The sequence below is a fragment of the Paenibacillus glycanilyticus genome, from assembly GCF_030161375.1.
In the GTDB taxonomy this organism is placed as follows: Bacteria; Bacillota; Bacilli; order Paenibacillales; family Paenibacillaceae; genus Pristimantibacillus; species Pristimantibacillus glycanilyticus_B.
On sequence record NZ_BSSQ01000004.1, the window covers coordinates 43,388 to 55,522 of the forward strand.

General features: G+C 47.5%; 9 protein-coding genes and 1 pseudogene. 6 read left to right on the plus strand and 4 right to left on the minus strand.

From position 1 onward, the window contains the following. Nucleotides 1-19: 19 nt before the first annotated feature. The 3 genes from QQK89_RS04875 to QQK89_RS04885 form a co-directional block, all read right to left on the minus strand. Nucleotides 20-388, minus strand: coding sequence for a hypothetical protein (locus tag QQK89_RS04875; RefSeq protein ID WP_284237341.1), 369 nt, complete (start codon nt 386-388; stop codon nt 20-22). 33 nt (nt 389-421) lie between these two features. Continuing rightward, nucleotides 422-1,339 (minus strand): bifunctional helix-turn-helix transcriptional regulator/GNAT family N-acetyltransferase, encoded by a 918-nt coding sequence (locus QQK89_RS04880; protein ID WP_284237342.1) that lies wholly within the window; start codon nt 1,337-1,339, stop codon nt 422-424. A gap of 187 nt (nt 1,340-1,526) precedes the next feature. After that, entirely contained in the window at nt 1,527-1,850 is a 324-nt protein-coding gene (locus tag QQK89_RS04885; RefSeq protein ID WP_284237344.1) for a DUF3024 domain-containing protein, read from the minus strand. A gap of 161 nt (nt 1,851-2,011) precedes the next feature. On the opposite strand from QQK89_RS04885, the gene QQK89_RS04890 reads away from it, so the two are divergent. The 6 genes and pseudogenes from QQK89_RS04890 (at nt 2,012) to QQK89_RS04915 (ending at nt 11,487) form a co-directional block, all read left to right on the plus strand. Beyond that, a complete protein-coding gene (locus QQK89_RS04890) occupies nt 2,012-3,124 on the plus strand; it encodes a glycoside hydrolase family 88 protein (protein ID WP_284237346.1) in 1,113 nt (370 codons plus the stop codon). A 141-nt stretch (nt 3,125-3,265) separates the two neighbouring features. Next, the gene (locus QQK89_RS04895) at nt 3,266-4,255 is read left to right on the plus strand and encodes an ABC transporter permease (RefSeq protein WP_284237347.1); all 990 of its coding nucleotides are present in this window, start codon (nt 3,266-3,268) and stop codon (nt 4,253-4,255) included. Nucleotides 4,256-4,277: 22 nt separating this feature from the next. After that, nucleotides 4,278-5,153: a carbohydrate ABC transporter permease gene (locus QQK89_RS04900; protein WP_284237348.1), complete on the plus strand. Its 876-nt coding sequence runs from the start codon at nt 4,278-4,280 to the stop codon at nt 5,151-5,153. A 113-nt stretch (nt 5,154-5,266) separates the two neighbouring features. Further along, nucleotides 5,267-6,967 (plus strand): extracellular solute-binding protein, encoded by a 1,701-nt coding sequence (locus tag QQK89_RS04905; RefSeq protein WP_284237349.1) that lies wholly within the window; start codon nt 5,267-5,269, stop codon nt 6,965-6,967. A 103-nt stretch (nt 6,968-7,070) separates the two neighbouring features. Continuing rightward, a complete protein-coding gene (locus QQK89_RS04910; protein WP_284237350.1) occupies nt 7,071-9,278 on the plus strand; it encodes a helix-turn-helix domain-containing protein in 2,208 nt (735 codons plus the stop codon). Nucleotides 9,279-9,450: 172 nt separating this feature from the next. Next, nucleotides 9,451-11,487 (plus strand): annotated as a pseudogene (locus QQK89_RS04915) (family 78 glycoside hydrolase catalytic domain). A 21-nt stretch (nt 11,488-11,508) separates the two neighbouring features. Here the strand turns inward: QQK89_RS04915 and QQK89_RS04920 are convergent. Beyond that, nucleotides 11,509-12,027, minus strand: coding sequence for a DUF2179 domain-containing protein (locus QQK89_RS04920; RefSeq protein ID WP_284237351.1), 519 nt, complete (start codon nt 12,025-12,027; stop codon nt 11,509-11,511). Between the last annotated feature and the right edge of the window lie 108 nt (nt 12,028-12,135).

Below are 12,135 nucleotides of genomic sequence, written 5' to 3' on the forward strand. Positions count from 1 at the left end.
CTGCTGCGTTACTCGCTTCTTATAATTCCAGCGGAGGTACTTCGATAATCATATCCGGTTCATCATGGATCATGGTGACTTGTAACGTCCCGCGGATATCTTTTTTTGAGCTGGATGCCGAGTTGTTTGTCTGGTTAGCCAGTTGTTCCAGCAAAGTTTGAGTCTCTTCTGTAAGCTTCATCGGCGTTAGTTGAATAGCAGAATACAGGCGGAAGGCATCTTCCCATTCGATTTCAAATTGAATGCATAAGGAGCGATTGGAAAACATCCGATAATCCGTAACCCAACCGCCACTTGTCGTGATGATTTGTTTAGCATCATCTATAGCATCATGTCGATTATATTTCGCGACAGCATTAATTCGGATAAAGGAGATTTCATTGCTCATAACCAATCTACCTCCCGATCTTGGAGTATAGAGCTATAGCTGAAGCTCATAAGTTTGTTCCATGTGGCGTTTGCCCCATGCGTTATTTTCTTGTTCCGAGATCTTCTTGAAGCCTGCTTTCTTATACATGCCAATGGCCGTTTCCTGATCGTCAGTCGTCTCTAAGAATAGACTTGTGAAGCCTTTTTCTTTGCTGAAATGAATGGCTTCGTTGAATAGTTTTTTTCCAATTCCCATGCTTCGATAGTCCGGATGAAGGATAAACCACCTGAGCTGGCCCGTTCCGTCAGATTGATGAACAATCGCAATGCTGCCAACGATTTCACCGTTTACTTCCGCAATCCAGATCCGTTCCTTGTCCGGGTTGTAGGATAGCAGAAAATCGTAGAACGTCTTGCATACGTATCCCTCGAAAACATGATTATAGCCGCAGTCCCGCGCATAGATCCATCCATGCATGTGAATGAGCATGCCGGCATCTCCCGGTTGCAGGTCGGTCCGGATCGATAGCTCAGCGGATTGATCAGACAGAGCGTTTTCGATGGTTGTCATGCTTTTGGCAATTTGGTTCTTCGTTTGCTTCGACAATCCGCTGACCATAGAACGGATCTGATCATTAGATAACGCGTTCATCGAGGATAAGGTTTCCTCGCCAAGCTTGGTTAAGTGAAGGAAGGAAGACCTGCCGTCCTCCCCCGATTGTACCCGGTAGGTGAAGCCAAGCTTATCGAAGCGCTTCAGAATCCGGCTTAAGTAACCCGCGTCCATTCTTAGCTGATCGGTAAGCATTTTTGCGGTAACCTGTTCCGTATTTCCTATTTCAAATAACACGCGTACTTCCGAAAGCGAATAATCACTATCTAATAGGTGTTTATCAAGTAATCCTAGAATCTTTGTATAAAATCGGTTGAATTTACGAATCCGCTGGATGATGGATAACTCTGCAGTCATGCGAAGGACCCCCTTGCTTATGTATATTTACTTGACTTAGTCAACTAGTTCAAAAAGTAATATAACAATGTTATTTGACAAAGTCAACTATGCTTCAGGGCGCCTATTACGAGGTTATAATAAAATAATGAGAAAAGCCCAAAGAGCCAGTCCTAATGAAGGGCTGGCTCTTTCCGATCCAGGCTGGTTAATACCAAAACATATCGCTTTGGTCGATTTTCATTAATTGCGTTTCAAAATTCCCGTGCGGTTCTATATCGTCAATAAAATGCCATTTTTTCTTGCTATCCATCCAATACACTTTCCAATACGTATCTTCTAATCTGAGCTGGGCTATCGGATACTCGAATCGTCCTCCCATATACCCTGGTCTTTCTTGACTTAATGTAACGGTGTTGGCTCTGAATTTATATAGGATTTGAATATCATTCCGAAGCTCCGGGGGGATCTTATTGTCGATATATATTTGAAGAATTTTTTCTATTCTCTTTTTTGTAAATGAATCCAGCATTTCTTTCACTCCAATCGGTCGCAGTCAATACTAATTATATACGCAACCCCTTCAGATCTGAAGGGGTTCTTCCATGTTAACTGCCCGAAAACAAGTATATTGATCAATAGTCTCTGCTTGCTATATGCTACGCTCAGAATTTGAGACGGGAGTGATGGGGATTGAGCAATGAACAATGGATTCGGGAAGCATGGGAGCGTGGCTCCGCTAAAATTAAAAACACCAGCTTGCGGGTTGGGGCGAGGTTCCCGCACGGTTCCCCTAACGGGCAATTTCAATTGATGCCTCCTCATTACTGGACGGCCGGCTTCTGGCCGGGATTGTTATGGCTCGTTAATCAGGATGAGGGGGACGAACGTTTACGCAAATTAGCCAAAAGCTGCGAAGAACAATTGGATGAAGTGCTTCATGCCTTTGAGCCGTTGGATCACGATATGGGCTTTATGTGGACGCTGACTTCCATTGCGAATTGGCATATTACGAGAAACGAGTCTTCCAGGCGTAGAGCGTTAACGATAGCAAGCCACTTGGCGGGAAGATTTAATCTGAAGGGCAGCTTTATTCGAGCTTGGAATAATCCGGAACGGATCGGATGGGCGATTATCGACTGCATGATGAATTTACCCCTGCTGTACTGGGCTTCGAAGCAAACCGGCGACCCCCGGTTCAAGCAGATCGCGGAAGCTCATGCAGAGACGGCGGTGAAGCATTTCATCCGAGAGGATGGTTCAGCCTATCACGTCGTATGTTTTGATCCGGTAACCGGTGAACGAGTGGGAGCACTTGGCGGGCAAGGCTACTCCGAGCAATCCGCTTGGGCGCGGGGGACTGCATGGGCAATCTATGGATCGGTACTGAGCTATCAGCATACCGGGCGGCAGCTATTCCTAGAGGCCGCCGAACGAGCAGCCGGCTTCTTCATGACTCATTTGCCCGAGGATCGGGTGCCGTATTGGGACTTCCGGTTGCCTTCCTTGGAGTCAGCACCCAAGGATTCAAGCGCGGCAGCGATCGCGGCAAGCGGATTGCTTAATATTGCCGCAGCATCCGAAGGAGAGAAAGCAATCTTATATAAAGAACATGCTCTCTCCATATTGAGGTCGCTAACGGACAACTACCGGGCGGACGATATGGATGAAGCCATCTTATTAGCCGGCACGGGCAATCTCCCGGGTACCCAGAACATCAACAAGCCATTGATCTACGGCGATTATTATTATATGGAGGCGCTGGCCAAGCTGAGGGGTTATTGTTCCTTCTGGGAAAGTACATGATAATCGGGCCAAAAAATGTATATTGCTATCCGAATAACCGCGCTGCACAAGCCTGTTAACTGATCGAAATCATGTATATTGTGCAGTCGCTCTTCAGTCAAGTACGATGACCTCAAATCACAGAGCGAGGAAGTGACAACGATGAGCAAGGCGCTCCCACCTCCGGCATCCGCGATAACCAATCCGTCTCAAGAGCAAGCGAGAACGAGATCAAATTGGTTAGTTAGGAAATATGGAAAGCGGGTTCTGAAGCAGAATGTTCCCTTATATCTCATGTTTTTGCCCATCATGATTTTTTTCCTAGTGTTCAAGTATTACCCGATGACAGGGCTCGTCATTGCCTTCAAGAAGTACAGCTTCTTGAAAGGAATCTGGGGCAGTCCCTCGGCAGGACTTCACAGCTTCCAAATGATCTTCAACAACGATCAAATGATAAAGATTATTTGGAACACGTTCAAACTAAGCGGGCTAAGCATTCTGATTGGTTTTCCGCTTCCGATTATCCTTGCTTTGCTTCTGAACGAAGTAAGGAAAATGATATTCAAACGGTTTATTCAAACGTTTGTTTACCTTCCCCATTTTCTTAACTGGGTGATCGTCGGGGGGATTGTCGTTACCGTATTTTCCCAGAATGAAACCGGCGTTATCAATCATGTCGTGAAATGGTTAACAGGGAGCACATTTCCCTTCTTATATAATGAAACGTCTTGGACTTCGATCTTTATCGCGTCCGGCGTATGGAAGGAAGCGGGCTGGAGCGCGATTATTTATTTGGCGGCCCTTACAACCATCGATCAAAGCTTATATGAAGCAGCCAGCATTGACGGAGCGAACAAATGGCAGCAGACGATTAGAATTACGATACCAGCCATCATGCCTACGGTCATTATTATGTTGATCCTGAAAATCGGCCATTTGATGGAACTCGGCTTCGACCAAGTATTTGTGCTTCAGAATGACGCGGTATCCAATGTAGCGGAAGTGATCAGCACCTTCATGTACAAAATCGGCATTCAGCAAGCTAATTTCAGTCTCGCTACCGCGATGGGTTTGTTTGAATCGATCGTAGGGCTTGTGCTTGTGTTGACAGCTAATTCGATCGCTCGCCGATTTGGTCAAGGACTGTGGTAATTTCGGAGAAAGGGAGGATCACATGAACAGTACTAAGGGGGAGAAAATTTTTTACGGGATCAATTATTTCGTTTTGCTCCTGATTGGTTTAACTTGCGTGCTTCCATTGGTGCATGTACTGGCGATGTCCTTCAGCGATAAACATGCCATAGCATCAGGCGCGGTAAGCCTCTGGCCTGTCAATTTCGATAGTTCGGGTTACTCGGCGTTGTTTGACGAGACGCCTATATTCAAAGCCTTTAGGAACAGCCTAATTATAACGGTAGTGGGGACGGCGCTGAATGTCCTATTTACGGTGCTTGCAGCGTACCCGCTATCCAAGCGGTATTTCATTGGACGAAGATTCTATTCGCTGGCGGTCGTGTTCACGATGCTTTTTACTGCGGGACTGATTCCCAACTACTTGCTGCTTAAGAGCCTTGGTCTCCTTAATTCGTATGGCGCTTTATGGCTTCCTGGCCTCGTTAGCGTCTGGAATCTGATGATACTGAGGAGCTTCTTCGAAGGATTGCCGGAGGAGCTAGAGGAAGCGGCTCGTATCGACGGGAGTTCAGAGTGGCGGTTGCTATCGCAAATTATACTGCCGCTCTCCGGCCCGGTCATCGCAGCGATCTCTCTCTTCTACGGGGTAACCCATTGGAATGCCTTCATGAATGTGTTGATTTACATCAACGATACGAACCGGCAGAATCTGACGGTATTGGTCCAGCAGCTGATCCAGAACCAGAGCTTTATGCAGGAAATGGCCAATACGCAGCCTGAAATGGCGGCAAAGCTGACGCCGGAAGGCGTGAAGGCAGCCGGAGTAATCGTCATGACGTTGCCGATGCTTGTGCTCTATCCGTTCCTGCAGAAGTATTTTGTCAAAGGTGCCATGATAGGAGCGGTAAAAGGTTAATTCGAAATAGTGTGTAAACATTCTTTGGAGGAGGTGGTCTATCACGTCCCTGAAATTATGCTAGCGCAATAATTTGATAGCGGTTACATTAAAACAAGGGGTGACATGTTCAAATGAAAAACAACAAAAAAATGAAAGCCACAACCATTACGTTAGCGATGCTATTAACGAGTAGTGCAATGCTTGCAGCTTGCTCTTCAAAAGATAACAATACAGCAGCGTCAACGGCTGCGCCAAGCAACAACGCGGCATCGCCAAGCGATTCGGCCGCGCCAAGCGAAAAGCCGACTGGCGCCAAACCCAAAATTACGGTGTCTATCTATGACCGGAATGCGATCCCCGAAGGCGAAGGAACGTATACGGACAATCGCTGGACGAAATGGATTAATGAACATGCGCCGGTCCAAGTGGAATTCGTTCCGGTTCCTCGCAACAACTCTATTGAAAAGTGGAACGTGTTGTTTGCTTCCGGCGAAGCGCCTGATCTCGTAATGGAGTTTTCGAATCCTTATATGAAGGAATTGGCGTCCAAAGGCCAGCTTATTCCTCTTGATGAAGCGATAAGCAAATACTCCACGAACTACAAAACCATGATCGAGGGCAATGAGATTCTTCAGAAGTTGACCAACTTTAACGGAGAAACGTACTTCTTTGGCAGATCGATGCCGTTTACGACGAACCAATTCATCATGATCCGCAAGGATTGGCTGGATAAGCTGAACCTGCAAATGCCAAAAACAGCCGAAGACTATTTGGCAGTCGCTAAAGCTTTCACGGAACAGGATCCGGACGGCAACGGCAAGAAAGATACGCTCGGAACAACCTTCCATGATGTCGACTTTTTCTTCCAGCTTGGTCAAGCAAGCGATGAGCTGCTGCCAATGTCCATGATCAGCTCCTATCATCTCAGTAACGATCAATACGAAAGAACATGGGACCGTCCTACGGCCGATCTGGCATTCAAGAAAGCTTTATACGACGCAGGCGTGGTAGACAAAGATATTTTTGCGGATAAGAACGGCCAGAAGGCGCAGCAAGATTGGATCAACGGCAAGCTTGGCATCTGGGGCGCAGGAGGTCTGGAAAGCGCAACGCAATATACCACTTACGAGTCCTTCAAGAAAAACAATCCGGATGCCGAAGTTGCGATTCTGCCGCTTCCGCAAACGGAATTCGGACAATTCGCGCCTGCTCTTAACCCGATTGCTCAATTTACGGCAGGCATTAACGCGACGGCCAAAAACGTCGAGGCGGTCGTGCAATACGTCGATTGGCTCATGACTCCGGAAGTTCAACAAACGCTGATGTTTGGCATTGAAGGCGAGAACTATACCATTGGCGCTGACGGCTGCCCGAAACCGATCGATCCGGAGAAGAACAAGAAGGAGCTTAGCTGGAACGGCGATTATCAGATGATGTCTCAACTTGGCACGATGGGCAAATGCGTGGATTATTCGAACCAGCTTGATCCCGAGAAACCACTGGATAAGGAATACTTAAGTTTAGTGGAGCAAGGCCGTGCAGCTTATTTGTCGGCAGACCGCCCGCTTACGAGCGAAGTCGTGCTGCCAACTACGTTGCCTGAAGATTTGACCGTAAACAAAAACACGTTAAAAACAACCTTGACGAATATTTACACAAAAGCGATCGTAAGCGGATCAAGCTACACGGTTGACCAAGCGATGAAGGAAGCGCAGAATGCTTGGGAGAAGGGCGGCGGCAAAGCCATTGATGACTTCTTCAAGCAAGCCTATGTCGACAACAAAGATAAGGTCATTTATACGAAGGATTACTACAACTTTCTAACGAAATAATCTATTACGCGCTTCCTTCCCGCTGCCAGTCAGCTCCGGAGGGAAGCGTATTTCCAATGAGAGATTCTAATCGATGCGACGATCAGCATAAGGAGGCTTCAATATGAGAAAAAAATGGTTTCATCGCATGCTTTTATCCTATTTGCCCGTTCTCATATTGATCGTCTTTTTGTTTGTTTTTATAGGAATTGTCCAATTAAACGATCTATCCAGGAAAGAAGCGTTGAAGTCGAGCAACGTATACGTGCAGAACATCCAGAACAGCATCGATATGTCGTTGCGTTCGATTGAAATTATGATGTACGAAACGATCACGAGGAATATGAAGTTTATGAGTTATGCCGGGATGGAAAGCGATTCTAGCTTTATTATCGAACTCTCCCAATTGCTTCAGAACATGACGACTTCGAATGCGTGGATTGATTCCGTCTATATTTACAGGGCAGGGGATGGAGCGATCGTCAGCGATCAGACGAAGCTGAATATCGATCAATTCGGCGATCAACCGTTTATCGAGAGCAATCTGAATAACCCGCGGAAGGGATGGAGCGTCCCCCGCGTATACCGCACCATAAAGGACGGGATTCCCGAGAATAAGGTTATCTCCATCGCAAGCGGAGTGCCTATTCAGAGCAAAGGCATTGCGCTCCTTGTCATCAATATCAAAGTGTCCGCTATTCATGAGTTTCTAGAGAAATACGGCAATTCCGAAGTGAATCAAATTACGGTCGCGGATACGGATGGCAACCAACTGTTCGCCGCACCAGGGAGTACAGCGAAAGCTAGCGATATTACCCTTGTGTCCAAATACACGGGTTGGACGTATACGAGCAGCTTAAAGACGGAAGCCTTTGGGAATTTTTATGTGTATATGACAAACGGTTGGTTTATCGTAGGTTTTCTGGGCATGCTTATCGCCATTGCTTGGATGGTCTATATTACGCGCCGGAATTATAAGCCGATTGAAACGATCATGACCCGAATTCAGAAATATAATCAGACGCATAAGGATAATCCGATTCAAGGCCCGTCAGTCGATGAGTTAAGTTATATTGACAACACGCTAAGCAATATGATGGAGGTCAGCGAGGAATATCAGAACCAGAACAAAGAAAATCAGAAGTATAAAAGGCTGCTGTTATTCCAAGAGCTGGTCGAGGACAGTCGTCCCGTCGATCAGGCGGAGTGGGAAGCGGAGCTTCGCAATATGGGAATCCGTTCGTTCAGCAGCGCATCGGTCAGCCTTGTAGAGATCGATAAATATATGGAGTTTATTAGCCAGCATTCACGCAAAGACCAAGGTCTGTTCAAATATATTCTTAAAAAAGCCGTCGAAGAGACGGCGGAAGCAAGCGGACTGAAAATTTGGCAGGAATGGGTGACGAATCATAGGCTATGCATCATCGTATTATTCGAGCACCAGTCATCGGCCGAATCGCAGATGCTTGTTCTGTTCGACCAGGTTCGTCAGTGGATGCAGGATAATTTGAAGCTGACGGTGACGATTGGCTTAGGAAATACGGTATCCGAAGCAACTGCCATCTCAAGATCCTACGACTCTTCCGCAAGAGCGCTAGATTACAAATCGGCCCTCGGCAGCAATCGGGTAATTGGCCATTGGGAGATCGAGCTGCTTTCTCATGATGATCTCTACGTCTATTTGCAATACGTACGGACGATTGCTCAAGCGTTCCGGGTAGGCAATGACGGTTGGCAGGAGCAGTTGAAGTTATTGTTTGACGGGTTAAAACGGCTGATGCTGCCGAAAGAGGAAATTAGCGGTATCTTGAGCTACATGAACTATTATTTCTATCGCGAGATGATGGAGCTGCCGCCTGAATATCAGGAATTGTGGATTCGCGAGTTTCGAACGCCCTGGGATGCCCATATGGATTCGCTTGAAACGTTGGAGGAGCTCGAATATTTCTATTCGCAAACGCTCTCCTCTTGCGCGAAGCGAATGGAAGCCATCCGCGAGAGCAAAGGGAATCATGGGGTCGTGCAGAAGGTTAAGGCATATATCGAAGAACATTTCAGCAATCCCGATCTATCGCTTTCCGGCTTAAGCGACCAATTCCATATGAATTCTTCCAGCTTAAGCACGTTATTCAAGGAAGAGTTCGGAGAGAAGTTCGTCGTCTATCTATGCCAGGTTCGCATGGAGCACGCAAAAGGGCTGCTAAGAGATACAACGCTACCGATCCAAGAAATTTCGGAGAAAGTCGGCTATTTGCATCAAATGTCTTTCATTCGCGCGTTTAAAAAAATGATCGGAACAACGCCGGGCGATTACCGGAAGGTTCATCAATAATAGAAAGGAGAAGATTAAGATTAACAAAGAGTGGCAAGCCGAATGGTTGACGGACAGTGATTTCGTTCCTCACGCCAAACTGAATTTCCATCATAAAGAGCTTGATAAGCAAGAGGTTGAGCCGCATCGGACGGACCTCTTGCATCATCACTGGTATGCGCGCACAACGTTTATGGTTAGCGAAGCCGACTTGGAAGCGGATTTTACTTGGCTGGACCTAACAGCCGATGATTATTACAAAGTGTATGTGAACGGGACGTTTCTCGCGCAAGGACCGGCCCAAAGCGATTCTTCGCATTATTATTTCAATAGACTACCTATTCGGGAGCGCCTTCAAGTCGGACTAAACGTTATTGCTGTCCACGTGTATTATCAAGGGTTGCGTAACCGTGCTTATAATAGCGCTGATTATCGCCAGGGGCTGATTGCCGAATTATGGGCGGGCGAGAAACTCATCGTCAGAAGCGACCGTACTTGGAAAGTAAAACGGGCGGAGGAGAACACAGCCGGCATCGTCTTTGGTTATGAGACGCAATTTACGGAGCGCTTGGATGCGAGAAAAGCGGAAGTTGGCTGGACGACCGCCGGTTATGACGATTCGGCTTGGTTGGAAGCGGACGTGGCTTCTATCCATGACTATGATCTTGTTCCGCAGCCGACACCCGTGCTTTCGGTTTATACGAATAAACCGGCTTCCGTGGACAAGCTTGGTCCCGGGCATTATCTGATCGATTTCGGAACCGAGTTGACCGGACAGTTCACAATGATAGCCCAAGGCGCGGCGGGGGATGAGATTGAGATCCGCTCAGGAGAAGAGCTGCAGCCAGGCGATCAAGCCGTTCGTTATGACATGCGCTGCAATTGCCATTATAGCGATCGCTGGATTTTATCGGGTAGGGAAGACCGCTTCGAGACTTATGATTATAAAGCTTTTCGGTACGTGGAAGTACTGGGGCCGGAAGGCGTCATGGAGCCGGAATCGTTCGCGGCTGTCGTTCGTCATTATCCTTTGGACGATAATAGCTGTATATTTCAATGCTCCGACGAATTGGTAGCGAAGGTATTCGATATTTGCAAAACCGGCGTTAAGCTCGGCGCCCAAGAAAACTTCGTAGATTGCCCAAGCCGGGAAAAGGGGCAGTATCTTGGCGACAATACCGTAATCGGCCATTCGCATATGCTGATCAGCGGCGATGGCCTGCTTGTCCGGAAGGCGATCGAAGAGTTTGCGAGAAGCTCGGCCATATGCCCGGGACTGATGGCCGTTGTTCCCGGTCACTATATGCAGGAGATCGCCGACTTTTCGCTGCAATGGCCGATGCAACTCCTTGAATACTACCGCCAAAGCGGGGATCTTGATTTTCTGCGGGAGATGCATCCGTATGCCGAAGGGCTGCTCAACCACTTTGAAACATTCGAGCGTGAAGACGGGCTGCTGGAACGCGTGGAGGACAAATGGAATCTGGTGGACTGGCCGGCAAATTTAAGGGATGAGTATGACTTTGAACTGACCCTTCCGATTGGACCGGGCTGCCATAATGTCTTGAATGCATACTATATGGGTTGTCGGCAGACCGTGGCTGAAATCCGCCGGATCCTTGGCCTCCCTGACCGGGATACAAGGCTTGCCGAGCGGATCCGCTAATTCAACCGCGTCTTCTACGACGAGCAGAACAAACTGTACATCGATGGCGAGAACAGCTTGCACCACGCTTTGCATTCTAACGTTCTCCCATTATTGTTTGGGCTAGCTCCGGAGGAAGCGATTCCGACTATTGTGGAGCTCATCCGCGCGAAACGGTTTGCCTGCGGCGTTTATTTTTCTTATTTTGTATTGAAAGCTTTGGCCAGAGCGGGGCAGCATGAATTGATTTATGAACTGTTATCCTCGGAAGACGAACATTCGTGGGGGAACATGTTGAAGGAAGGAGCAACGGCTTGTTTCGAAGCATGGGGGAAGGAGCAGAAATGGAACACAAGCCTCTGCCATGCTTGGGCTAGTGCCCCGATCCCGTTGCTGATCGAAGAGATTATCGGCCTTCAGCCCGCAAAGCCGGGATGGACGGAGATTCGGTTCCATCCAAGGATTCCAGCGGCATGGACCTCATTCAAGTTGGAACTTACGGTGGCTGTTGGCACGATTCGGCTTACGTACGACAAGGGGACATGGGCGGAGAGTTTTCCGCCTGGCATTGCAATATGGAGATAGCCATATCCCTGAAACGATGCGTTATCCGCGCTTAATGGCTTTCGCCCAGAACCCGCCGTGAAATCTCTTTGGCTCAACCGTAATAACGAATGCCTTCGGATCCAGCTTGAGCACAAGATCATAAACTTTATCCTGATGTTTTCGTTTGGCCAATATTTCCATCACAAGCCGATTGCCGTCTCTTCCGCTTCCGATCCAGGAGGTCACTCCAAATCCATTTTCGCGCAGCTGCTCGGGAAGACGAGCTTCGGGAGCTATGCTTATGACCTTCAAGGTGACGTATCCCAGAGCGATTTTCTCTTCGATCCAGGAGCCGATAAGTATTCCGAACGCATAGCCCAAAGCATAAACGATTAAATAAATGGTTTGATTTAAATAGCTTAGAACCAGATTTAATCCCAGGACGTAAATCATGATCTCTGCAACGCTAATGACAGCCGCGATGTACTTCTGTCCCTTAAGAGTCAGAATCATCCTAACCGTGAAGGCGGACACGTATATAATCTGAATGACAAGTATAAGACTCAACATTTTGATCATGAATATATTTCCTCCGATGGATTTTCTTAAGGTAGTATGGGGAATTATGGCCTGCTTCATTCGAATCTATGTGAAAATAAAACGAGCCAATGGAAGCGTGATTCCATT